Raw genomic sequence first — 23,062 nt, 5'->3', positions numbered from 1 at the left:
GCTTGTGCCGTAGGAATAAAAAGTAGTTAACATGATTACAATAAAGGTATTAAGTTTAAGGGGTTACGACATGTTATTATTTAAATATTTTAAGGACGAGGTTGGAGAGTATTTAGGGATTAGAGATGAATATGTATACTATGTGTTCATTCCTGTTTCTACAAATAAAGAACAAATCATCACGTTATTTGGCTTTGCAATGGATAAAATCAAAGCGCATTATCTAGAAAACAAAAAAGAAATACATCAAATGAAAATGTATTTGATGGCAGATCCTCTTATAGTTGAAAGAATCAATGCAGTTTCTACCTACCAAAAAGTATTTATGGTAAGCCATGAAGAATTTTTAGAGTCTTACCCTGGTTGAATAAAAAGGGAACTTCCGCTTAGGAAGTCCCCTTTTTTTATTTACATTAGTGAATATTTCATAATAATTAATCGCTTTTCCGATTAGCCCACCAGTTTATGAACTCTCGACGTTTTCAAAAATTAAGTTATACCATAGTGCTATTTTTAGCCTATAGGGAAACAGGTTTGACTTGTTCGCTAGTGATCAAGTCAGCAATAAGGATGTATCGGTCTGGTGCACTTCCAATGAAATCAAATGGATAACAAGTGGTTACGGTTAAGACTGAACTATTTGTTGGCGTAATAATGGTTTTATCGTTGCTATCAACAATTTTAATTTCTCTGATTACATAAGTGAATGTACCTGCTGTTGTTTCTACAATCAATTGATCTTTAATTTGCAGCTGACCCAATTCCCTAAATACAGTGTCCCGATGTCCTGATAAAACAGAATTGTCATTTTCCCCCGGAAGAACGCTGCCAGAAAAGTGACCAATACCTTTCTTTAATTCATCCTCATCTGTTCCATGAAAGATTGGTATCACTTGATTTATTGCTGGAATCGTTAGGTTTCCTATATTTTCACCATCCGTTGGTCTTATCGGATACAGGATTTCATCTGTTACTACCTCTGTTTTTACATCTTTAGTATCAGGGTTGAGGGTAACCGTATCGAATAGTTCTTTTTTTAGTGTTATGGGGGCAGATGTTGGGACAGAATGATTATAAATTTGAAACGATGCCCAAATAATAATACTAATCCCCAGGATCAATAATCCCGGGGAAAGCATATGAGCTATTTTAATCTTACTTATAAATGAACGTTTTCTATGCATAAACTTTTCTTCTTATCAAGATTGCTAAGCCTATCAGCGATAGAACAGTTCCAACAAGAAATAGGTTATACCAAGGTGTAGATGTTTCTGGAAGTTGTCCTCCTGTAAGAGTAGGTACAGACACGGTAAACGAACCAAGATCGATTACTTCTCCATTGTCATCCGCGATGAATTGTACATTTACTTTGTAAGTTCCAACAGGCACATTATCTGCAGTATAGGTAATATCTTCACTACCTTTTACTTTGTATATTTTTCCACCAATATTAAAAATCCAAGTACCTGTTTCTTTAACGTCATTAGGTAACACGGCACGAATAATCATGCTTCCCTCAGAGTTGATTTTCACATCCACTGAAGAAGAATCATCCTTAGTACCTGGAACAGTTGGTTGTTCTGGTGTTGGTGTCGGTTCTGTAACAGGTGTTGGTGTTGGTTCAGTTCCTGGCGTTGGTGTCGGTTCTGGTTCCGGTGTTGGTGTTGGTTCTGGTTCTGGTGTTGGTGTTGGTGTTGGTTCAGGCGTTGGTACTGGTGTTGGTTCAGGTGTTGGTGTTGGTGTTGGTGTTGGTGTTGGTGTTGGTGTTGGTGTTGGTGTTGGTGTTGGTGTTGGTACCGGTGTTGGTGTTGGTGTAGCACATGCTTGCGGCACATTGATTCTAGTATTGGCTGCATTAGCTGTAACTGCAGTCTGCGCCAACATTCTGCCGTTAGTCAAAGAGCCAGCACCAAGTGTTATAGCTGATTTACTCATTAAAGTTCCCTCAAAAACGCTGTTTGCTCCAATGGTTGCCACATCGACTACCCAGTAAATGTTACATGCTTGTGCCCCACCTAATAATTGAATCTGTGTACTGGCAGCGGTAGTAAGTGCACCACCAATTTGGAATATGTAAATCCCATTGCCGTTAAGTGTCATACTTGATCCGATTGACACAGCATTAGTAAATTTATATACCCCTGGTGTTAATGTTTGACCTCCAAGGTCCGATGTTGATGGAGTAAATTCAGCTAGTTGTGAATCGGCATTAGACATAGCTGACTTAAAATCTGTAAAGGCTGAATTATAAGCTGCATTTGCTACATCTGTAGAACCGGTAACAGTAGCAGTTCCTGTAGCCCCTCCACTTCCAAGACTACCCAATATTTGAGTTGATTCAGTTACTGTCGTAGTTGCACCCAAAATTCCATATGGACTTGCCGCTCCAAGACCCGGAGCTACGGCTACTGCACTAACAGGTAATGTGAAAACGATAAAGGAAAGTAATAGAATAAGGAAGAAAGATGTCGATTTATAATTATTCAATTTCATAAGTCACCTCTGTATTTTTTATATATATCTTCACCTAATATACTATTTGAAGAAAATTCTGTCAATTAGAGAAAGGGTTAAACATGCTAAAACTAGGATATTACAGTAGTATGTTTGAAAAATTAACAAAATATTAGCTTCAACTATTAGAATAAGATAGTTTTTTATCTATCAATAATCTTCTCAGAACTCCTCATACGTTTGATTAGTTATAGAGAAGAGTCTCTTCAGTATAACATCCCGAATCCCGAATTGAATTTTTTGTCGAATAATAGGCAATGAATTGGGATTTCCTACTACAAAAACCTTACATTTTCAGGTTGGTTCGTAAATAGGAATAACCCATCTGAGCCTTAACTCAAGATGGGTTACTTTTTATGATTAAATGAAATAATTATTAGCAAATGGTTATTCAGACCACTTCAGAACAAATCAGACGCCTTGTTTTTTTGTTGCGTTTTTGGTTGAAGAATTGTTGCTCTTCCCTGCTAATGACTGTGTCATTGCTGTTGCTAATGGCTGCGTCATTCCTGTTGCTGACGGCTGTGTCATTCCTGCTGCTAATGGCTGCGTCATTCCTGCTGCTAATGGCTGTGTCATTCCTGTTGCTAATGGCTGCATCATTTGTTGTAAGTTCGTTGCTTTCATATTTTTCGGGAAGTTCTTAATTAATTGTTGAATATTCCCATTCTTCATTCCTCTTACAACACCAAAAATAGCAGCTCCGACAGCACTCCATGCAAAAAATCTCATTTAATCATCCTCCTTCATTCGTTTACTGGAAATTTCACAGCTTCGTTAGTATTCGGAACCGGTAGTTTATTATACGTATAATTAATTTGTAACTTCTCGTAATAATGGTCTCCATATTAAATGGATTTAAATGGCATGTAATAAAATACACAAATTTGGCAAACATAAATGATTGAAGGCAGAATAAAATTAAAAGGGGCGGCTCAAGCATGTCGATGGAATGGTTTAACAGAGTAACTAGTGAGCTTCAAGATCATCTGAATTCGATTTGTGAAGAATATGATCAAGTCGGTCAGATGACGATAGATCAAAGTGCAAAACATCCACGAGTCGAATTTTTTGTCGAGACGGAAGGTAACGAAAGGGATTACTTCTGTACCCTCCTCTTTGACCCACATAATGAAGAGTTTTACGTAGAAACTTTTGATTATGAATTCGAACAACCAGCGAGAATTATTCTCGCAGATATTGAGGATGTCATTGACGCTGTTCATGACAGCTTCCATGATTTCATAAACGGTGACAGTGATATGTTTGTAGCTGTTGATGAGGTTGAAGAAGATGATGATGAAATTGATAACGAAGATGACTACCTTTTAGAAGCTGACGATGGCGAAGATTATTACGTCGGTGAAATTCTAGTAGACGATGACGATGATGAGACCATTTTTAAAGAGGTTGAAATTGAATGGGAAACACCTGAAGTTACTGCTTTCCAAATCGACGATGAAGTTGAAGTAACCTATCAATTTGGTGTTGTCAGTGCTACTGGTAACGGCGTTCTCCAAAGAGTCAATCGATACTGGTCAGAAGACAACGAGTTCTATAAAGAAGAAAGTACCTTATCGTTTACAAAAGAAGAGGCGAGCACAATCATTGCTATGATCGCGAGTAATATGGACAAGATGTCTTCATACGAAGATCTGTAAAGCCTAAATTCGATCAGATCATAATTTATAATAAACAAAAAAACAGGTATTAAGGTCTTTCCCTTATACCTGTTTTTTGATTTTTTATTGGCAAAACAATTTAGAATCTAAGCTGTTTTAAACATAATGACCTACAGTTGTATTTTTTGAATTACTCTGATGGACGTATTGTTTGGTAAGCCAGTGAATCCCAAAACGATGTGTCTTTATTTTCAATCGAACCATCTGCAATTGCTTGAACTGATGCTTCAAGAGTAGTAATAGTTTGTTTAATCAAATAGCCGTTACTCTTTTGCCCTAATACATATGAGTCGTACTCATGATCGGACATTCCACGCATTTCAAATAACAGTGTCGATATACCATATTCTACGGCTATACCGTTTCTGCTGATTGTTTCAGCAGAGCCCCCGCTGTATTTACCGAGGTGGCCCCAGCCTTTTTCATCGATTGCTTCAAACACAACTGCACCTAGTCGTTTCGACTTTTCTACTACTTCGGGATCAGCATTTGGAGTTGTCGGATATAGAATGGACCCAGAAACAAGCTTACCGTCTCTTTCACTTCTTGCTCCCTGATGATGAAGATCAATCATATAGTCAATATTATATTTCTTCATAACATTATTATGCAGTGCTTTTGTTTCTGGTTGGATTTTAGTTACATGATCACGGTTCAAATCTACTTCCGCCGCATTATATCGAGTTAAATTTCGATCTCCCTTTGCGATATAATCATCAAGAGAGAAGTCCACATCACCCATAGCTCCGTCTGCATTCAGCATAGGAACAATTAAGATATTCACCTCGTCTGTAACACCTTTCATCTTGTTTGTACCTAGATGTTTAATAAATTCAAGAGCACCCTCAGTTGTAAGTTGTTCATTTCCGTGCTGTTGGGTTAAAAACAGAATCGTAGGATTTTCAGGGTTTTTCATATATTTCGCCAAATATAAATCCCTTCCTTTGATACTTTGGCCAATTACTTCAAGTTCCATATCTTGTTGTTTTGCTTCTTCTTTTTTTAGGTAGTCTACCATTTCATCATAGGTATGGAGTATAGAAGTATTAATCGTTTCATTCCCTCCATAAGTAGGACCATTTCCGACCGCGTTTGCAATAGGAGTACCGATAGACGATACGCTCAGCATCATCGCTCCAACGATGGATAAATTAAGAACCGTTTTCTTCATACAATTTCCTCCCTTTGTTTTCATCATTTTTTCCAATATCATTCAAACGTTTTCATAATTAGTTGGTTGGTTTATTAGATGTAAGCGGAATATTCTCGTAATCTTCCGGATTCAATGTTTCAACTGAACCATCAGCTACCGCTTCGATAATTCCAGTAAGACCTTGTTCTACTGATCTTACAAGTTGTCCTTTTTCTTTCTGCCCCATCATTTGAGTCTGTCCTCTTACTTCAAAAAGTACTGTTCCGCTGCCATTTAATGCATAGCTACCCAGTGCTGTTCCTGGAAGGTCAAGTCCTTGGGAATAAAGTGAGATATTCGTTAATTTAGAGTCACCGTAAGACTGCAGTTCATTGTAAGCAGCTACATTTAATTGTCTTGAATAATCGTACCTATAGTTTTCCGCATATTCGGCGTATTTAGCACCTTCCGAAGTATTTGGATCCGGAACAAACTGTGCTGATAAGGAAAGCGTTACTTCATCATCTGTACCATCTACGTAGTACATACCTTGATGATGTAGATCGATGAAGACATCTACATTTCCGTACTCATCTTTTAATGATTTATATACATCTCGAGCAGTCTGTGATTCTGGTGTAATGAACCAACCTGGTGTATTTGAAGCACCAGGAAAGTCTTGTGCTTCAGGCACATAATTTAGATTCGGATTGAAGTCGCGGTTTACGTCAAAACCAGGATTTTCCCCATAGTTATAACTTTGGCTGATGCCTCGGTCCAAATAATTCCATGATGGTTTAGCATCAGTGAGTTGTGGGAAATCGTCTAGTACTTCATCCCATGTCATGCTGTTTCTCCGTTTATCAGCCTCAGATGCATCTGGATTCATCATTGGCATAAAAACAAGTGTCAATTCCTTACGTATTTCTTGTGCTTGTTTGGAGTTAGTTGAAAGATTTTTCAATATATTCAGGAGTGCTACCGTACCTGTTTTTTCGTTCCCATGAATTTCACTTTGTATAAGAATAACTTTATCCCCAGTGCCAACCGTTGCTGTGAAAATATCCAAGCCATTATGTGACTGACCAGCCACTTCCACTTGAACAATTCCTTTGCTACTTGCTTCAATTTGGCTAAGAGTTTTTTGTAATTCACTGTGGCTGATAAATCCTGAAATGGAATTGTCGTGATGATGTGTTTCTAGTTTACTAACCGCCTCAGACGCATATACGGGTAAAGTCAAGAACGTACATAAACCTAAAATACCAATTGTACTAGCCCACTTATTCTTCACAATATCCACTCCTTTTAAATTGAAATAATCCTCATTAATCTTAGTACTTAATTCACCCCTCCTTATTTCTATTTTTTGTCATTGATTCGCAGACATCATAGCAAAGAAAATTTGAAGAGTAAATGTTTTTTGAATATTCAGTTCTTTCGTAATATGTATTTATAATCCAATTGATAAAGTATATACCAAAAGACATCTCAAACGATAAACATTTCGTCCTGCTAAATAGTTTTCTTCGTAGGTCGAAGTATTTAGTCATTAGAACTACATAAAAAATAGAAAACAGCGCTTTTCACACTCTTTGCAACATCTTGATTCTGAACGATGCTTGAAAATTCACAAAAAAGTACCAATGGTTTTCTAGCTGTTGGTTCTTATAATTGTAAATAATAAATGTTACATAGAAGATCAGTTCGGCATCATTTTCTAAGTATACAGTCACGGTTATGAAGTAACATATGCCAAGGGAGCTCACTAAAACAGCGTCTACTTTATCGTCCGTAAAGACACCTCCAGACCCATAAATTTATTGGGTGGAGGTGTCTTTTTGATTATTCAATTGTTGTTATATTATTTCGAATCCTGCCCTTCTAACTTACAAGTTCTTCCCCATTGAAATAGAAAATGTTTGATATCCTAGCTTTTTATAGAGCCTGTGAGCACCATTTCCGAAAACACTTAAACCTAGGGATGTTATTCCTGAGCTCTTCACCATCACTTCTAAATCTTTAAGTACCGAACTGGCATAGCCCATCTTTCTAAAACCTTCATTAATATAGATATGATAAATATAAGCTCTATCAATTTCCGACTGTATACTATACCAAATCATTCCTACTTTTTCTTGTTTCTCTGGACAATGAATAGTGAATAAGAATTGATCATCTGAATTTTGTTTATTCGAAAGTAACTCATTCATCAAGCCTTTAGATTCTTCTGTTGCTTTATCTAAGGGAATAATAAAATTCTCAGACAAATCTTGAGCATAATCTAGCATAAGAAACTCCATATATTCATCAAATTCCTCTTCATTCACTTTTTCTAATTTTAGCTTCAATCTAAACACTCCTTAAAAAACACACTAGTAAGCGGACGAAGTATTATTTCCGACCGCTCCTGATAACTTGTAAGCCCAAGGACGTTCAGAAAAAATCAATGATATAACAACATAAAATGCCTCCCGTTAATGTAATTTAGTTAATTATTGAACTAGGCGAGAATTCCAGTAAACTTTCCGTCTTGAAAATCATTAATAAACTGCTCCATTAGTGTTTGATCTTCTTCATCTGTTGGAACTAAATCTAAAATTTCTTGCTGTTCATATACTGTTCCGCCTTTAATGACCCGATTGATGGATAATGTGTTTTCAATATCCTTTATGGGATTCTCATTTAATATTAGCAAGTCAGCTATAAAATCCTCTTTAATTTCCCCAACATTCTCAAGGCCTAATGAAGTGGCTGCATGTGTAGTTGCACATTGAAGTGCATCTAATTCACTTAATCCACATTCAACTAGAAGTTGTAATTCTCGATGAAGAGCAAGTCCTGGCAATGTCCAAACTCTTGCTGGCGTATCTGTACCCGCCACAATTTTCCCACCAAGTACGTGATAGACTTTTACTATCTGTTTGATAATATGTATGGGCTTTCCTTGTTTATTGAATGCTTCTTTGTAAGGCTCCATTCTTGTCCAATGTTCAACAAGATTTTGTGGATTTAGTAATGACATTGGCATTTCTCGAGTTGGTTTCCACACATTTGGAGTTCGATTTAACTGATCGTAAGGTGTTAATGTCGGACAAATAATAACTCCATGATCGATTAGTTCCTGACAAATCGGCTCTATTTTACTCACATAATCTTTTTCCCAATCGATTTCATTCCATATTGCATCCTCAGCTTGCATGGACCACTTCGGAAACAATATTTGAAGAATGCCTGATGCGTGTTCATTCCATTTAATTCCCATCCTAGCAGCATCTACTGCATTTACATTCGTGGAATAAATCAAATCACAACTAACTTCCAAGTTATGTATCTTTGTTTCATCTACAATGGCTTTCATATTCTCCTCAGATAACCAACCGTACACTTTGATTAAATCTGCACCTGCAGTTACTTGTCTCCTTACCTCATTCTTTGCTTCTTCAACCGTGGAGACATTAAGATTCCAAGGACTCGTATCACCCCATAATCCTGGTGGCCCGTCTATAAGTCGGTCCGCTGAAATAACTCGAGGGGTTGCCGCATCATAAGGCGCATAACGCAACGTCTCTAACTCCGTTACATTCCCAGCCGTATTTCGAACTGTTGTTACTCCTGAAGCAGTAAATAAATGTGCAAATTTATGCTTAATATGTACATGCATATCAATTAAACCTGGAATGATAAACTTTCCCGTTACGTCTATTTTTTCCGATGTATCCGGATGCACATCTTGGTCTTGGTTTATAGAAATTATTTTCCCATGATCAATCACTATGTTAGCTTGTTTAAATTGCCCACTTTCAATATCTAATACAAAACCATTTTTCAAGTGATACATAGAGTTCTCCTTCTTGACGCTTATTAACTTTAAACTCTTAAAATGTATGTATTTATTTACCCCTGTCATTACGATTTTTATAATCTTCCATTAAGTATTTACCGATTTTCTGTAATGCCGATTCGAGTTCATGCCATTCTACATTGGGATCCTTAGTTTCAAGTAAGCCAATCACAATAATTTCCCGGTCCCCTAGCTCAGCATATCCAACATCATTGCAGACCCCTTCAAGACCACCTGTCATGTGAATCCAATTGTATTCTTTTGTAAATCTAAAACCATCCAAATCATTTTGGAGCTCTAGTCCTTCAATTATCAGCTCCTTTGAATAATCACTTATAATTTTTCCCTTCAATAGACCAAACAGAATGTCAAAAACTCCTTTGGCAGTTCCGCAATTCCTTACTTTGTCCTGATTATTTTCATGAACATGTAAGTCAATATCCAATTTGTTGAGCTCCTGGTTTATTTCTTTATCTGAAATGGTTTCTATTATTTTTTTATATGATGTACCACAATGTTTGCTTATTGTATCTATAATTACTTCTCGCTCGATGTTCGTATTCTTTAATAATCCTATGATGGCTGTAAGTAACTTCGATATACTTGCTAATGGAAACCAGTCATTTCCATTAATTACTAAGTGTTCATCCGACATCGTGTCATATAAATAGAATCCTAATTTACTAGTTGATGGGACTAATTCTCTTATCTCATTTTCAGTATTCATGTGCTGCTCCTTTAAAAGTTCCTTTACCAACTGCAGAGGTTTCTTCTTGGTTATTTAAATTAGTGAGACTTCCAAAATGGCGTAAGCCCTAGGTTAAATCCGACTTTAAATTCTTATCTCCCCCTACTTCGCCAGTCACATCAACATCTCCTTCAAAATGCTTAATTTTCATATAATTGTAATAATTACCTTATAAGGAAATGTTAGTACCGACAAAAGCAACCGAAAATTTAATTTCGGTTGCTTGGATTTCCCAAAATTATTAACGACTTTGGTGATAAGTATATTGCATCAAAATGAACATTCCATTAAATACTTCATTAGTTGTCTAGTCTCTTACTCCGTTATTGTAAATACAAGTATCGGTTAGATTTTTACCGTCTGCTCATCTATAATTCTGGCCGTCTAGACCACAATAAACTATCGAATTTTTCTCTTTATAGTGTTTCCACATCATTTTCTAAATAACTCAGTTGCCATTTATTTTATAAATGATCAGTAATTTAAATTTCAAAATATATAAACTCTTAACTGATATGTTTCAATCACATTCACGACATCCTGAGCAGCTTCCAATATACAGTGAAGTAACCTACCATAACAATCAATGAAAATACAGTTGCCCATAGTGCATTTTCTCTTATGCTTTTTCTTCTTATCGCAGAAAACAGAAAAACCAATAGGTTAGGAGACGCCCCAACGCTAGAAAAGAACAGTATAAATTTAATCATTTCACTTTTAGAGGGATGGCCAGTTCCTCCACCAATCCCCATGACGGCGATGAATAACATCGTAACGTGGAAGAAAATTAAAAGGATATTAATTAGCAAATACTTCTTAAACGTTTTCAAAAGACCCCTCCTTTTTCATTTCACTATGTTAATAATTAGAGGGAAATATAACCTTTAACTATGTAAACTCTTAATACATGGCTGTCCTGATTGTTTCAAAAACTATCACGACAACCTGAGCAGCTCCCAAAATACTGTGAAATAAGCTACCATTACAATCAATGAAAACACTAATGCCCATAGCGCATTTTCTACAATATTCTTTTTTTTAAATAAGGAATATAGAAAGATAAAAAGGTTAGGAGAAGCTCCAGTAACAGACATCATAAGAATCGCTTGAAAAACAACCATTTGAGGCGGATTAGGACTCCCACTGCCAAAACCCATGGCTGCTGTGAAGTACATTAAAATATGAAAGCCAATTAAAAGGATATTACTTAGCAAATACTTTTTAAACGTTTCCAAAAATCCCCCTCCTTTTTTATTTCACTTTGTTCTAGTATTGATAAAAAAGATTTCTAGTTAAAGTTAAATGATGTCTTTTTCTCTATTTAGTCTTTCCACTTCGTTTTCCAAATAATTTAGACGTCTATTGATTCTATAAATAATCGGCAAATAGGCAATTACAACAAAAATTAACCATCCCATATTCTAAGCTCCCTTTTGATATCGATAAGATAATTAAACTTTATCTCCCTTATTAATAAATAGTTCTAGCACTTTTGTGTATATTTCTGGTTGATCAGAATGAACTAAGTGGCCTGCAAAGGGAATGATTGATACGTGCACTTTCTCTTTCATTAACGGGTACACGATAGCGCCTTTTGTTTCTTCTTTATTTCCTTCACCAACCATATATAGAACAGGGCAAGCAATTCCATCCAAATCTTTTGTCTCTTCAAATGGATACCATTCTTCATTTCGCCCCATATAGAGAAACTGCTTCCAATCAGACCTATGTATACGATCAAAGTATTTTACCGATTCTTCATGATGTAATAATTGAGTCTGACCTTCTACGTTTTCATTGTGCAATTCCAGCCAGTTGTTTGGTTTCTCCGGTAAAATACCAGAACATAGACTTTTTGCGTTTTGCGGGAACATTTCAGCAAAGTATAAGCCAACTAATGCACCCAATGAGCACCCAACAATATGTGCTGATTCCACTCCTAAATAATCGAGAGTTTCAAATAAATCTTTTGCAGAGTCCTCAAAGAAATTCGAAATATCATCTTCAATTGATTTACCATGTCCTCTTAAATCCGGAAGAATGACTTTAAAATTATTTTTAAAATATTCTCTCTGATATGTAAAATCAAGTAAACCAGTTTGTAATCCCGTATGAAGGAATACAATTGGTTCCCCATCCCCAAAAACTTCAGTATGTAATAACAAAGTCATCCCACTTTTCTAAATTTATCCACTTATCCATTTCATTTTTCATCTTATGAAAGCCTATATAAATGAAACTGTTTAATTATTACATTCGCTATAAATATCGATATCCCTTTAAATCCCAATTCAATTGATTTAATCTACCTCCAGTGTTTTTCGGGGAATTCCTACGTCAATGGCTATTTTTCCTACGTGAACCTCTTTTTTTCCTACGTCACTACGCTTTTTTCCTACGTGACCCTCGATTTTTACAACTGAGCCACCGCACAGTGTCAAAACTTGACCTGAATAGATGTTAATGACCTATGTTCTTTTGGGTATACATCCATATAAACCAAAAAGTACTTCGGAGGGTCATACATATGTCGATTTATCATTATAATTTTGAAACCAACTGGAAGTTTGAAGCAGACATCGAACAAATTTGGGACCTTATTAATGAATTTAACTACGGAGAATGGTGGAAGGGGTTGGACTCAAAAAGGATTAAGAAAGAGTCAACCAAACTCGCGGTTGGGGATCGATTTATGTTGTTTTTCAATACCAAGTTACCTTATAAGTTGGCGTTCGAATCCGAAGTAGTGAAACTGGTAAGCCCCACCTACCTTGAAATTAAGGCATTTGGAGAGTTAGAAGGACAAGGTATTTGGACATTGTCACAAGAAGGCTCAATCACTCACGTACAATACATTTGGAAAGTTAATACCAATAAACAATGGATGAATAAGTTGGCTCCTCTATTACGGCCTGCTTTCGTATGGAACCACAATCAGGTTATGAATGAAGGTGCAAAAGGGATATCAGATTCATTGGGGGTTAAGTTAATTTCACTGTAAAAAGTAGGTGTATGGTGAAGGGTGATTTCAAAGGATTACATTCCAAAAAAGGACGCTACCTTTTTATAAATTAACGAGTAGCGTCACTTTTTGTTTAGTCATTTTTACGATGTAAGTATATTTTGTTTTCTTGGGAGTTGAACAAAAAACTAGATTCGCTAATAAAATCAATCCACTATGAATAACTGAGCCCGGGTTGTATCGCTCATACAGCTTAGGATGAGATAACACCTCGATTAGGAAGAATTCTACTAGGTTTAAAAAAAGAGACTGCCATTTAAAAAGCAGCCGTTTCTCCAACTAAAACACAGTAAATTGGAAAAAATTATTCTTTTTTTCTAGCAATATACATGATATGTTCTGCTAAACTCAGCATATCTTTACGTTCACAAACTTGCTCTGCCAAGTCCAACCATGCTGATACCACTTCGGGTGATCGATTAAGGAGTTCTGCTTCACGTAGATATAAAAAACTTTCACAATTAATTAAATTAAGTTTTTTAAGATTAAATTGTTCAAAAAATGGAAGAACATCATTAGGACGAATAAAGAAATTATCTGTAAACCCTTCTCCCACAAAATTCACATCATCTAGCATTACATTTAGTTGTGATTTCCGTTCATCAGCTAGAATTAAATCCGGATTTCGTATTAAATAATCCCAAACGAATGAGTAGGATGAAACGAATGCCACAAAAATAATTCCGTTTGGTTTTAATTTTTTTAAACATTCATTTATCGTTTTCACCCGATCATTTTCATCTTTCAAATGATACATCGGCCCCATACAAAGAACATGATCGTATTGCCCATCCTCAATACTTGATAAATCACGACTATCTACACACATACCACTTAGAGGGAGTCCAAGCTCTTCTGCTTTATTCAACCCAAAATCCACATTTTTTTGTGAAAGATCCGCCAATGTTACTTCGCAGCCAAGTTCCGCCAAATAGAGCGAGTACTTTCCAGGACCACCACCTAGATCCAAGACTTTGTCATTCGGTTTTATATAACGATTTAAGTAACGTTTAGTAAGTTCATACTCGACCTTGTGTCGATCGAGTCGTTCCCATTCATCGTTAACTGTTTCATCATAAAATTTTCTGACCGTTTCCAAGCTATCCATACCAATTTCCTCCTTTATTATTGAATAACTAGACTATTGAGTAACTTTTCGGAGTTACTGCATAAATACAAGTATCGGTCAGGTTTTTTCCATCGGCTGACAGATTGTCATTAATGAGAATACCTTCTAACTTGTATCCTAACTTTTCAGGTATTGCACGACTTGGAAAGTTAATAGATTCTCACCTGATTTCTATCCGATTAAGATTGATTTGATTCATCCCAAAATCAGTTAATACTTGCACGGCCTCAGTTATATATCCATTGCCACTACTCTTTGTGTTTCCCCAATAGCCAATTTCACATTTCCGAATACCCCAATCAATATTTTGAAGGCTCACAGTTCCAACGAATTCTTGGGTTTCTTTAAGAAAGATTAGAAACCGGAAATTTTCCCTTTGCAAAAATTTCATGTGGGCTTCCCGTAGATTACTTTCAGTTTCTTCAAGTGTAGGAATTGCTTGTGCAAATGGGAGCCAAGCCTTTAGTTCATTTATAGAAGCTTTGATTGCATCGTTCACTACGCTACCTTCTCCAGAATATGCTGGGGCTCTTAGTACTAACCTTTCTGTATCTAAAGAAGATGGCACCTCTAATAGTGTTGAATTCATATAATTTCTCTCCTTTATACTTCTCTCTAAAGAAATTCAAAAATAGACAATAAAAAAACTCTCACCCCTAAGAATTTAATCTTAAGGACGAAAGTTGTAATTTCGTGGTACCACCTTAGTTTGTTAACATATCACTACATCAACCTCTTTGGGTACAGCCATACCCTATCCGTATATCGGCAGATTCCGTCTTACTATCCCTAATAGAAAAATTAGCTTGGTAAGAAGCTCCGAGACTTTATTCATTAAGTTGATTATTACTCCTTTTCACCATGCAGGAAGCTCTCTGAAAATAATCTATTTCTTAACTACTCTTCTCTTCAACGCATCAACAATATTTAATTTAGTTGAGTTTAACAATTTTTCATACAATTGTAAATAATATATTATTTACAATTCACCACTTAGCCGTTTAAAAAGGATTGAATTAATTGAATTTAAAGATGCTTATAAAATAATCGTCTTCTGGAAAATCGCCTTGATACTTAAAATCAGTATTCAAATAAAATTCTTTTAACTTGTCATTTCCAGCCCAACAATCTAAATAAATCGTCTTATTTACTTCGATTGCAAAAGAACATGCAAAGTCCATTATTACTAAACCCAAATTATCACCCTGGTATTCGGGGAGGATGGCAATTTGAGACAAATATATACTCTTAGAATTAATTGTTAATTCGCTTAAAGAATCTATGTCTTTTATACAAAATGTACCAACTACTTCTTTGCCCATTAGCAAAACATATGTATGGTTATTTTTAATTTCGCTTACAATTTTATCTTCATGCCAAGGATAATCCCATTGGTTAATACCTTTTTTTTGCAAATCTATCGTAACCTTATTTAATACACTCAACACTTGTTGCGGATCGTTTAAAGTGGCTAGTCTTATTTCCATCTTATTTCCACTTCCATTTCCTTACTTTTTAAAAGAGAACAGAAAACATTAATAAGAGATTAAAAATCTCGTTATTATCAACAATTTTTGTATCCAGGTATTGTTGTGGTCAAGGTGACTATCAACTTTTACGCGATATTCACCTATATATTCATATCCATCGTTTAGCCGCTGAATCTCTTTAATCCCTTGTTCCTAACACATCTGTACTTGGAGGTTCATAACCGAGGTGACGCGCCATGGCTACTATTTGACCCTTGTGATGGAATTCGTGAGTGATAGTATGCATAAGTAATTTACCAGGCGTAATTGATAGTAGTTCTCCATCTACTCTCCAAGGAATCTTTCTTTGAATTGACTCATCCATGTGATTCGAGAATACTTCAAATACCTCTTTCACATACAAATCTACTTGATCAAAACGAACTTTTATTTCATCCAAACCCATCTCAGCCATATCTTCCTTTGTAGTAATTGGCTTCTTGGTTTTCAATAGAACATATGAGCCTAGCCAAGCATGATAGCAGTCTGATATATGTACCAGTGAATCTCTCATACTTGGAAATCCGAATCCATCCACTTGGCGAATAAAATCATTTGGATCTAGATCATGACAAAAATCAAGAATTAGTTCTCTAGTCTGTTTAACCCATTCATATTCAGTTTGATTCACTCCATACACCCCTTTATGTACTTTTCTATACACCCCAGAATTATTCTTAATAAAATGATGTGTCATTAGTAGATTCAACAAAGTATATTTATTGTCCTGTTAGTAAACTTCGATTTATCATTACTTCTTCTTACTTTTATCCACTCTGTGATACTCAGAAATTTGAATGACTCGAACATTTTGTGTATCCAGTTCATGATAAATTCCTCTGCTGTCCGTAAACGAAATGTGTTGGTCCCGCTCACTTTGAATCAACTCTTCTGCTTTTTCTTGGGTCTCCATATGGATAAACCTTCTGATGTAATGCTCTTCATCAAAGAAATATGTAACTTTGAATTCTTTCATCATGAACCCCTCACCAATTGGACATTATTGAGATCAATAATCGAATGCATCTTTCACTTCGTCAATAAAACAATACTTCCCTGCAGCACGTTTGTTTTAACCCATTTAAATAAATTATCTGACTTTTCCTCTTGGATAACCCTTCACCATATGTTAAAATATGTAAATACGGAAATAATAACTATTACTTCATAGTTATCATAAAAACGGTCATTAAAATATACTATATTAAAAAGCGGGGTTTTCATTTGAAGTATTTAACAACTATTATGGTCCTTTCATTATTACTACTCACTGGTTGTACAAAGGAATCAAAAGGCGATGCAGTTGTTAAACATGTAGAGCTGACAAAGTTTGAAGAAGGTCTTGTTGATCTAACGAGTGATCGTTCCTTTATTTTTGATATGGAAATAAATAATGATGAAATCACGGAAATCATTGGGACAATTGATTATTATGAAAATGGGAAACTTCTGCGTCAGGTTTGCAAAATGGGTTCAGGAATCGAAAAAGAAAATATTGATGATACGATAAGAGTTGCCTTCATTCAACAACCTGTAAATGAAAATGAGGAAAAATGGTTAATATCGACCATGACAGACGATGGTCAAACATCTGGTTCTTTTAAGAATAATATCGATGGAAAAGAAAGAATGAAATTCGGTTCAACCTCTGAAGGTGTAAATGAAGGCCCCTTGATTATTGGAGAAAGTAAAGTAATTGGGGCAATTTCATACTTTGGTATTGGAAGCTCTACTTATAATATAAAAACAAAAGAAGATTTGCAAAGGGCTACTGATTATGAGCAAGCGTATCTCATTTCTGTCGAATTACGCTAAGCTCTAGGAAACCAAACCTATAGATTGAAAAAATGAGCGATGACTAAGTCACCGCTCATTTCCCATTTCTGCTATTTGATTATTTAAATATCATTCAAAACTTCCAAAGTTTCTAAAACATGTTCAAGAAAATCTTCAATGTCATCCATATGCTTCTCATTAATTTTATGAGTAAATGCCACTTCAATGGTGTTTAAGTATCTCGACTCTTCTTGTCCGTATAAGAAGCTCAGTGTTTGAGTTAGCTGGACGTCAGATTCCCAAATCTCTGTTAGGGCTTGTTCAATCTTCTTACACTGACCAGTTACATCTTCAACACGTTTGTTAAAGCGTAATACCAGGGTACAACCAGGATTTTTACCAGGTGTCTCCAATATCTCCGCTGATAGATCTTCTAAAGAAGCTTCTAATACAATTTCCGCTGTCACGTCTTGTTGATCGACAAGTGTAAATTCAATGGCAAAATCTCTCGCCATAACGGAAAGGTCCATTCGATCTACCCGGTTCGTAATATTAATTTTGGGGATTACATTGTGTAGGTCATACACATGATTTTCAAAAGATACTTTTAAATTCTCAAAAATGGTTGGATCATACATATAGATTCCTCCAATTTATATCCCTTGAGCTTTTCACTATACTTCCCACTACTTACAGGAAGTATATCATTGAAGGTTGATTGATATGCATAACTATTCCTTTTTTAAGGTATCGATAAAATGTTTCAATACCCGAGCCGTTAATCCCCAGATTGTATACTGCTCATAATCATAAAACCATTCCTCTATGTCCCGTGGTCTCCATTGGTACTGATTGCCGTTCGCAATTTTATCGTAAGGGAAATCGGTCAACGGCTTGGGTTGCATAGGGACCAAGTGTTTATAAGGTTGATGATCCAATAGCCATTTGACTGGTATTGTGAATATCTTTTCTACCTCTACTTTGTTGAGTTGATGTGTCAGATGGTCATCGATAATCCCGACAAATGGATAAACAACAAATGACGACGTTGGTATAAACGCGCTCATCTGTCCCAAAATGCGGATGCTTGATGGAGCAACACCTAACTCTTCATGAGTTTCACGAATCGCTGCGTCTACTGGAGACGCGTCTGTTGGATCAATTCTTCCGCCTGGAAAACTAATATCCCCTGGCTGTTTCCTCATTGTAAGTGAACGAACTTCAAAAAGGACATGCCACTCTTCATTTACTTGAACAAGCGGAATCAAAACCGCCGAACGCATCGCAGTTTCCTCTCCTATAAAAAGAGGTTGATTTTGAGTTAACCCATTCTTAATTTTTTCCAAGTCCATAAGTTAACACCCCATTTTCTAGTTTCATATACTCCTATGGTAGCATGAAAAAAATTCGAATGATAAAAGAAGATGCTAATTCAAATTTAAGTTAGTCGCACAACTAAATGTCCAGAAATTTTCATTACAGCCCAGTTGAACAAAACAGGACAATTCTCCATCCATCTGGATCTTCGATCGTAATTCCGGCATCTTCCCAATAAGGATTTTCCGCTTTAACTTCTGGATACCCCATCTCCTCCAACCTGCTTCCTACCTTATTCATTACATCCCAACTCGGTAAATAAAAAACGAGCAAATTGTCTTTGGTTGGAGCGGGGCAAGGTGAACCTACTTCATGCGCAGTAAATTCTAGATGAAAATTCGTGTCAGGAAGCCCATACATCACACCATCATATCCATTATGTTGCCAGAAATCACCGACTCTTTGCAGTCCCAATCCTGTTTCATAAAACTCAATAATCTTGTCTAATTGATCTGTCGGTCTTGCGATTCTCATCTGAACCACAGGCATTTCCCTAGACCATGACTTTTTCAACTTAACGGTAAAGGGTAAACTGGAATGCTTCAAAACTTGATAAGTATCTCCCTCTACTTCAACCACAATTGGATGAATCGTAGCTGGTCTATCTGTCGGGTACCACTTACGACCTTCTTTCACCAAAATAAAAGTTCCAAGCTCATCCCCATAAAAGCGAAACGTATCAGATTCTGCTTGATTCACATTGTTGATCGGTGTTAGGAACTCACTCATGTCTTCAACACTTGCAGAAGGAATTCCGATTTCACAAACATCAACCCACCCCGAAGCAGCTTCATCATCAGGAATCTTCCGCTCTAAAATCTCGACAATATTGCCGTCTGGATCTTTAAAATACACTTGTTTTCCTTTCCAATACCGACTCAAGTTCCCTTCGGAATCAGGTAAAAAATTCACGTTCCCATCTTTCATTTTCCTGAACATATACTCATAGAAAGAAAGAGTAGTTCTTAAAGCAAAATGATATAAGTGAACTTCATCAGTGCTGGATTGCTGAAACGTAATATGTGTATTCCCAGCTCTAACCGTAAAAAAGCTTTCCTTTGATCTTAATATTGGCATCTCCAAAATTTCAGTATAGAACTTTTTCATTTTTTCAATATTGCCTGTCTCCAATACGAGTCTCAGAATTTTCATTTTCAACACCTCAAGTCAATTGTACAAAACCTCATGACCAAACCCTATGTACTATCGGATGAACGAATTCTACGCCTTTAGGATGAACGAAATAAAGTAGCTCCTTTTCAAGCAATCATTATAAAAGATGTTTACCTGAAAAACTAATGTCACCCTTGGATTGAGTATTTGTCACCTTTCATTCTCTCAAAGTGGTTGCTATACTATATTCATCTATTTATTTCGAGTCTAGAAGGATTGAGGGTGTAATAATGACAAAAGCAAAAACAGCTTCATCTTCACTGGCCTCCAATCCAGTCTATCCAATCATATTTGCGATAAGTGGAGTCCATCTACTAAATGATTCTCTTCAATCCGTTATACCGGCGATGTTTCCTGTCCTTGAAAAAGATCTTGGACTTACGTTTACACAGTTAGGACTCATCGCCTTCGCCTTGAATATGGTCGCTTCCGTGCTACAACCGGTTGTTGGTTATTTTAGTGACTTAAAACCAAGGCCCTATTCACTTCCATTTGGAATGACACTTTCATTTTTCGGAATGGCAGGCCTAGCGTTTGCCCCGGAGTATTGGATGATTCTTGTATCCGTCATTTTCATAGGACTTGGTTCTGCCATTTTCCATCCAGAAGGCTCTCGTGTGTCTTTTATGGCAGCAGGACCTAAAAGAGGTCTGTCACAATCCATTTATCAAGTTGGTGGAAATACTGGACAAGCTTTAGCACCACTTATCAGTGCATTTATCTTAGTTCCACTTGGTCAAAAAGGAGCAGCTCTATTTTTATTAGTCGCGGCGCTCGGTGTTTATATATTAATGAAGATCTCAGCTTGGTATAAAGAACAATTAGAACAAGAAAAATTACTAAATCGTAAAAGAGTATTATTGTCTTCAATGGCCAATTTAACGAATAAGCAAATAGGTATTGCTCTTGGTCTTTTACTGATGATTATTTTCTCCAGGTCCATTTACGTAACGAATATAACCAGCTTTTATGTTTTTCATTTAATAGAAGCTTATGATTTAACGATTCAAAAAGGTCAGCTCATCATCTTTCTATTTCTAGCAGTCGGAGCGGTAGGGACATTTTTTGGAGGACCATTGGCAGATAAAATGGGGCGGAAAAACGTCATCGTACTATCGCTTTTAGTCCCGATACCATTAGCCCTTCTCTTGCCGTATGTGCCACTAGCTGCAGTTATTGTCTTGCTAATACTTATCGGATTTTTCATCATGCTAAGTTTTTCAGTAACAGTAGTTTATGCACAAGAACTGGTTCCGAGTAAAATCGGGACAATGGCGGGGCTAACAGTTGGGTTATCTTTTGGTATGGGGGCAATTGGTGCAGTCGCAATCGGTATTTTAATGGACCACATTGGTATCTATCAGACGATGATCATCATTTCATTTTTACCTATTCTTGGACTTGTAGGACTTGCACTACCCCGAGATTTGAAAATCACTTCAGAGACGCTACCTTCTAAATGATTTGAGGTATGTAGTGCAATAGAGACTATTCAACTTCATTTATACACAAGACACCACCAATCAACAGTCGATTGGTGGTGTCTTGTGGTTTATGCAATTGTAGTATAGTTAACTTATCTTATAACCATATGATCAGGAGTTGAAATTCTTTGCTTGGAATGAAAACCGTGAAAACATTTAATAAAAGTTACAATTTAGTCATGTCCAGTGATGCTAAATTTGTATGCCGTACGATAGGCTCGAAAACATTTCTTTATGAAAACCAAAACTGGGATCATCAAGTTTTATTAACGAAACCAACAAATCCTGGTGATGTAAAATTCTCTCCGGATAATTCGTTTGTAATCATTCAAAATACGAGTGGGAATATTTATATATACGAGACAGAAAATTTCAGCCCCATAAAAAGAATTGTTTCAAATAAATCCTATAAAATGATTGAACATGGTGGATGCGCATTTGTAGGAAATAAAAAAATTGTGCTATGTATTGCGATAGTCCAATCACGTGAGCAAATCCTGGCATTTGATTTGGAAACCACCAACTGGTATCCGATTACGGACTTTAATGAACATTACCATATTAGTTATTCGAGCTATTCAGAAAAAGAGAATGCTCATTTATTTCAAATTTCTCAAATCAACAAATTCACCGATGACTGGGATTATCAAATTTTGAAAGTGTACGAGGATGATCTTTCCATGGAAACCTTAAATCTACCTCCAGGTGTGTTTTGGGATGAACTAGTTTTTAATCATCATTTAAATACTTATATCTCATTGTACAAAAATGAAATTCATTTACTGAGCCCAGACCTTAAAAATATAATAAAAAAAGAAAACCTAAGAATTCCAAATAATGGGGTTTCAATTGTATTCAATATGTCCCTTTCGAAAAACGGGAAATTCATTGCTATCGCATATAGTACATGTGTCGTTATATTGGATAGCGAACATTTGGGAATTATAAGAATAGAACGTATTCCATATACTTGTTTCGTTCAATTTGGCAATGACGATGAATTTTTGCTCGTCGGTACTTGGGATAGTGGATACATTCTTGAAAATAATTTAACGGAGTCATAGCCATAAAATCACATATAAGCCGAATCTAAAAATTCATGTATTTAAAGTAGACACCACCAATCAAAGAGATTGGTGGTGTCTTTTAGTTTATGCAATTAGTGAATTACTAGGGGTTTTTTCATATATGGGATCCGAGTATTATCTATCAATATAAACAGTCTCAGTCGTTTTAATTTCATTCTTCCATTTAGTTGTTATTCACTTTTTTCCATCACCGCAAAGTAATTGTCTTCACTATCCGCAAAGTTAAATACTCTTCCAGATGGCATGTTTACAATTTCTCCGATAGTAATATTTTTATTGGAGAAGTCTGTATATAATGTATCGAGATTTTCAGTAAAAAACATTAATGACGGTGTTCCTAGATTTATGCCTGATTCCATTTTCGCAATGAATTCCTTGTTGTGAAGAATAATGCTTGTTTCAGCCTCTTTTGTTGGAGCGATTTGAATCCATCTCATTCCATGACCATTATCTTCTTCAGAAATTACACTAAACCCCATTTTTTCCGTCCAAAAATCCACTGCTTCATCTTGGTTTTTTACATACAACATAATTTGACCGACTTTACTAATCATAAAATTCACT

At 36.0% G+C, this 23,062-nt stretch carries 25 protein-coding genes, 2 pseudogenes and 1 other annotated feature; of the genes and pseudogenes, 6 read left to right on the top strand and 21 right to left on the bottom strand.

The window, feature by feature from the left end; genetic code table 11:
* Positions 1 to 70: 70 nt before the first annotated feature.
* Complete coding sequence (locus tag AC3EA5_RS01500) at positions 71 to 367, top strand: hypothetical protein (RefSeq protein WP_488606780.1); 297 nt, start codon at positions 71 to 73, stop codon at positions 365 to 367.
* Between the two features lie 151 nt (positions 368 to 518).
* On the opposite strand, the gene AC3EA5_RS01495 is transcribed toward AC3EA5_RS01500, so the two are convergent.
* The 3 genes from AC3EA5_RS01495 to AC3EA5_RS01485 form a co-directional block, all read right to left on the bottom strand.
* Positions 519 to 1,184: a class D sortase gene (locus tag AC3EA5_RS01495; protein ID WP_488606779.1), complete on the bottom strand. Its 666-nt coding sequence runs from the start codon at positions 1,182 to 1,184 to the stop codon at positions 519 to 521.
* A complete protein-coding gene (locus AC3EA5_RS01490) occupies positions 1,177 to 2,493 on the bottom strand; it encodes an ice-binding family protein (protein ID WP_488606778.1) in 1,317 nt (438 codons plus the stop codon). The genes AC3EA5_RS01495 and AC3EA5_RS01490 overlap by 8 nt, the downstream gene beginning before the upstream one ends.
* Before the next feature lie 432 nt (positions 2,494 to 2,925).
* The gene (locus AC3EA5_RS01485) at positions 2,926 to 3,246 is read right to left on the bottom strand and encodes a hypothetical protein (protein WP_488606777.1); all 321 of its coding nucleotides are present in this window, start codon (positions 3,244 to 3,246) and stop codon (positions 2,926 to 2,928) included.
* A 209-nt stretch (positions 3,247 to 3,455) separates the two neighbouring features.
* Here AC3EA5_RS01485 and AC3EA5_RS01480 point away from each other — a divergent pair, with 209 nt between their 5' ends.
* The gene (locus AC3EA5_RS01480) at positions 3,456 to 4,175 is read left to right on the top strand and encodes a hypothetical protein (RefSeq protein WP_488606776.1); all 720 of its coding nucleotides are present in this window, start codon (positions 3,456 to 3,458) and stop codon (positions 4,173 to 4,175) included.
* A 151-nt stretch (positions 4,176 to 4,326) separates the two neighbouring features.
* On the opposite strand, the gene AC3EA5_RS01475 is transcribed toward AC3EA5_RS01480, so the two are convergent.
* The 8 genes from AC3EA5_RS01475 to AC3EA5_RS01440 form a co-directional block, all read right to left on the bottom strand.
* The gene (locus AC3EA5_RS01475) at positions 4,327 to 5,367 is read right to left on the bottom strand and encodes a M14 family zinc carboxypeptidase (protein WP_488606775.1); all 1,041 of its coding nucleotides are present in this window, start codon (positions 5,365 to 5,367) and stop codon (positions 4,327 to 4,329) included.
* A 58-nt stretch (positions 5,368 to 5,425) separates the two neighbouring features.
* The gene (locus AC3EA5_RS01470; protein WP_488606774.1) at positions 5,426 to 6,622 is read right to left on the bottom strand and encodes a M14 family zinc carboxypeptidase; all 1,197 of its coding nucleotides are present in this window, start codon (positions 6,620 to 6,622) and stop codon (positions 5,426 to 5,428) included.
* A gap of 595 nt (positions 6,623 to 7,217) precedes the next feature.
* Positions 7,218 to 7,679, bottom strand: coding sequence for a GNAT family N-acetyltransferase (locus tag AC3EA5_RS01465; protein ID WP_488606773.1), 462 nt, complete (start codon positions 7,677 to 7,679; stop codon positions 7,218 to 7,220).
* A 152-nt stretch (positions 7,680 to 7,831) separates the two neighbouring features.
* A complete protein-coding gene (locus tag AC3EA5_RS01460) occupies positions 7,832 to 9,169 on the bottom strand; it encodes an amidohydrolase family protein (RefSeq protein ID WP_488606772.1) in 1,338 nt (445 codons plus the stop codon).
* Between the two features lie 52 nt (positions 9,170 to 9,221).
* Positions 9,222 to 9,899: a serine hydrolase gene (locus tag AC3EA5_RS01455; protein ID WP_488606771.1), complete on the bottom strand. Its 678-nt coding sequence runs from the start codon at positions 9,897 to 9,899 to the stop codon at positions 9,222 to 9,224.
* A 551-nt stretch (positions 9,900 to 10,450) separates the two neighbouring features.
* On the bottom strand, positions 10,451 to 10,750 hold the full coding sequence (locus AC3EA5_RS01450) for a hypothetical protein (protein WP_488606770.1): 300 nt from the start codon (positions 10,748 to 10,750) through the stop codon (positions 10,451 to 10,453).
* A 105-nt stretch (positions 10,751 to 10,855) separates the two neighbouring features.
* Positions 10,856 to 11,155: a hypothetical protein gene (locus tag AC3EA5_RS01445; protein WP_488606769.1), complete on the bottom strand. Its 300-nt coding sequence runs from the start codon at positions 11,153 to 11,155 to the stop codon at positions 10,856 to 10,858.
* Positions 11,156 to 11,371: 216 nt separating this feature from the next.
* Positions 11,372 to 12,085, bottom strand: coding sequence for an alpha/beta fold hydrolase (locus tag AC3EA5_RS01440; protein ID WP_488606768.1), 714 nt, complete (start codon positions 12,083 to 12,085; stop codon positions 11,372 to 11,374).
* Between the two features lie 362 nt (positions 12,086 to 12,447).
* Here AC3EA5_RS01440 and AC3EA5_RS01435 point away from each other — a divergent pair, with 362 nt between their 5' ends.
* Positions 12,448 to 12,921: an SRPBCC family protein gene (locus AC3EA5_RS01435; RefSeq protein WP_488606767.1), complete on the top strand. Its 474-nt coding sequence runs from the start codon at positions 12,448 to 12,450 to the stop codon at positions 12,919 to 12,921.
* A gap of 325 nt (positions 12,922 to 13,246) precedes the next feature.
* On the opposite strand, the gene AC3EA5_RS01430 is transcribed toward AC3EA5_RS01435, so the two are convergent.
* The 5 genes and pseudogenes from AC3EA5_RS01430 to AC3EA5_RS01410 all read right to left on the bottom strand — a co-directional run bounded on the left by AC3EA5_RS01430 (position 13,247) and on the right by AC3EA5_RS01410 (position 16,576).
* On the bottom strand, positions 13,247 to 14,050 hold the full coding sequence (locus tag AC3EA5_RS01430; protein ID WP_488606766.1) for a methyltransferase domain-containing protein: 804 nt from the start codon (positions 14,048 to 14,050) through the stop codon (positions 13,247 to 13,249).
* Positions 14,051 to 14,078: 28 nt separating this feature from the next.
* A pseudogene (locus tag AC3EA5_RS01425) lies at positions 14,079 to 14,660 on the bottom strand (GNAT family N-acetyltransferase).
* Between the two features lie 80 nt (positions 14,661 to 14,740).
* Positions 14,741 to 14,993, bottom strand: a binding site (T-box leader).
* 94 nt (positions 14,994 to 15,087) lie between these two features.
* Entirely contained in the window at positions 15,088 to 15,558 is a 471-nt protein-coding gene (locus AC3EA5_RS01420) for a GNAT family N-acetyltransferase (RefSeq protein WP_488606765.1), read from the bottom strand.
* A 181-nt stretch (positions 15,559 to 15,739) separates the two neighbouring features.
* Positions 15,740 to 16,231, bottom strand: a complete 492-nt coding sequence (locus AC3EA5_RS01415; RefSeq protein WP_488606764.1) for a DinB family protein — start codon at positions 16,229 to 16,231, stop codon at positions 15,740 to 15,742.
* 120 nt (positions 16,232 to 16,351) lie between these two features.
* Complete coding sequence (locus AC3EA5_RS01410) at positions 16,352 to 16,576, bottom strand: hypothetical protein (protein WP_488606763.1); 225 nt, start codon at positions 16,574 to 16,576, stop codon at positions 16,352 to 16,354.
* Between the two features lie 248 nt (positions 16,577 to 16,824).
* Here AC3EA5_RS01410 and AC3EA5_RS01405 point away from each other — a divergent pair, with 248 nt between their 5' ends.
* Positions 16,825 to 17,415 (top strand): hypothetical protein, encoded by a 591-nt coding sequence (locus AC3EA5_RS01405; RefSeq protein ID WP_488606762.1) that lies wholly within the window; start codon positions 16,825 to 16,827, stop codon positions 17,413 to 17,415.
* Between the two features lie 83 nt (positions 17,416 to 17,498).
* Here the strand turns inward: AC3EA5_RS01405 and AC3EA5_RS01400 are convergent, their stop codons facing one another.
* The 4 genes and pseudogenes from AC3EA5_RS01400 to AC3EA5_RS01385 form a co-directional block, all read right to left on the bottom strand.
* Positions 17,499 to 18,014, bottom strand: a complete 516-nt coding sequence (locus AC3EA5_RS01400) for a hypothetical protein (protein ID WP_488606761.1) — start codon at positions 18,012 to 18,014, stop codon at positions 17,499 to 17,501.
* A 93-nt stretch (positions 18,015 to 18,107) separates the two neighbouring features.
* Positions 18,108 to 18,728 carry an NUDIX hydrolase gene (locus AC3EA5_RS01395; protein ID WP_488606760.1) on the bottom strand — a complete coding sequence of 207 codons (621 nt, stop codon included), beginning with the start codon at positions 18,726 to 18,728 and terminating at the stop codon, positions 18,108 to 18,110.
* Positions 18,729 to 18,852: 124 nt separating this feature from the next.
* A complete protein-coding gene (locus tag AC3EA5_RS01390) occupies positions 18,853 to 19,242 on the bottom strand; it encodes a VOC family protein (protein ID WP_488606825.1) in 390 nt (129 codons plus the stop codon).
* 339 nt (positions 19,243 to 19,581) lie between these two features.
* Positions 19,582 to 19,905, bottom strand: a pseudogene (locus AC3EA5_RS01385) (VOC family protein); the annotation flags it as partial.
* 251 nt (positions 19,906 to 20,156) lie between these two features.
* Here AC3EA5_RS01385 and AC3EA5_RS01380 point away from each other — a divergent pair.
* Positions 20,157 to 21,389 (top strand): MFS transporter, encoded by a 1,233-nt coding sequence (locus AC3EA5_RS01380; RefSeq protein WP_488606759.1) that lies wholly within the window; start codon positions 20,157 to 20,159, stop codon positions 21,387 to 21,389.
* Between the two features lie 149 nt (positions 21,390 to 21,538).
* Positions 21,539 to 22,474: a hypothetical protein gene (locus AC3EA5_RS01375; protein ID WP_488606758.1), complete on the top strand. Its 936-nt coding sequence runs from the start codon at positions 21,539 to 21,541 to the stop codon at positions 22,472 to 22,474.
* Between the two features lie 194 nt (positions 22,475 to 22,668).
* Here AC3EA5_RS01375 and AC3EA5_RS01370 read toward each other — a convergent pair whose 3' ends face one another.
* Complete coding sequence (locus AC3EA5_RS01370; RefSeq protein ID WP_488606757.1) at positions 22,669 to 23,052, bottom strand: VOC family protein; 384 nt, start codon at positions 23,050 to 23,052, stop codon at positions 22,669 to 22,671.
* Between the last annotated feature and the right edge of the window lie 10 nt (positions 23,053 to 23,062).

It is taken from the genome of Paenisporosarcina sp., assembly GCF_057785155.1.
This window is presented reverse-complemented; position numbering and strand designations above follow the sequence as displayed.

Excerpts from the sequence above, each read along its gene's own strand:
- AC3EA5_RS01400 (WP_488606761.1), bottom strand. The coding sequence starts at position 18,014 with ATGTATGATCCAACCATTTTTGAGAATTTAAAAGTATCTTTTGAAAAT.
- AC3EA5_RS01370 (WP_488606757.1), bottom strand. The coding sequence starts at position 23,052 with ATGATTAGTAAAGTCGGTCAAATTATGTTGTATGTAAAAAACCAAGAT.
- AC3EA5_RS01455 (WP_488606771.1), bottom strand. The coding sequence starts at position 9,899 with ATGAATACTGAAAATGAGATAAGAGAATTAGTCCCATCAACTAGTAAA.
- AC3EA5_RS01490 (WP_488606778.1), bottom strand. The coding sequence starts at position 2,493 with ATGAAATTGAATAATTATAAATCGACATCTTTCTTCCTTATTCTATTA.
- AC3EA5_RS01420 (WP_488606765.1), bottom strand. The coding sequence starts at position 15,558 with ATGGAAATAAGACTAGCCACTTTAAACGATCCGCAACAAGTGTTGAGT.
- AC3EA5_RS01495 (WP_488606779.1), bottom strand. The coding sequence starts at position 1,184 with ATGCATAGAAAACGTTCATTTATAAGTAAGATTAAAATAGCTCATATG.
- AC3EA5_RS01435 (WP_488606767.1), top strand. The coding sequence starts at position 12,448 with ATGTCGATTTATCATTATAATTTTGAAACCAACTGGAAGTTTGAAGCA.
- AC3EA5_RS01460 (WP_488606772.1), bottom strand. The coding sequence starts at position 9,169 with ATGTATCACTTGAAAAATGGTTTTGTATTAGATATTGAAAGTGGGCAA.
- AC3EA5_RS01395 (WP_488606760.1), bottom strand. The coding sequence starts at position 18,728 with ATGGACTTGGAAAAAATTAAGAATGGGTTAACTCAAAATCAACCTCTT.
- AC3EA5_RS01480 (WP_488606776.1), top strand. The coding sequence starts at position 3,456 with ATGTCGATGGAATGGTTTAACAGAGTAACTAGTGAGCTTCAAGATCAT.
- AC3EA5_RS01410 (WP_488606763.1), bottom strand. The coding sequence starts at position 16,576 with ATGAAAGAATTCAAAGTTACATATTTCTTTGATGAAGAGCATTACATC.
- AC3EA5_RS01380 (WP_488606759.1), top strand. The coding sequence starts at position 20,157 with ATGACAAAAGCAAAAACAGCTTCATCTTCACTGGCCTCCAATCCAGTC.
- AC3EA5_RS01475 (WP_488606775.1), bottom strand. The coding sequence starts at position 5,367 with ATGAAGAAAACGGTTCTTAATTTATCCATCGTTGGAGCGATGATGCTG.
- AC3EA5_RS01430 (WP_488606766.1), bottom strand. The coding sequence starts at position 14,050 with ATGGATAGCTTGGAAACGGTCAGAAAATTTTATGATGAAACAGTTAAC.
- AC3EA5_RS01390 (WP_488606825.1), bottom strand. The coding sequence starts at position 19,242 with ATGCCTGTGGTTCAGATGAGAATCGCAAGACCGACAGATCAATTAGAC.
- AC3EA5_RS01500 (WP_488606780.1), top strand. The coding sequence starts at position 71 with ATGTTATTATTTAAATATTTTAAGGACGAGGTTGGAGAGTATTTAGGG.
- AC3EA5_RS01485 (WP_488606777.1), bottom strand. The coding sequence starts at position 3,246 with ATGAGATTTTTTGCATGGAGTGCTGTCGGAGCTGCTATTTTTGGTGTT.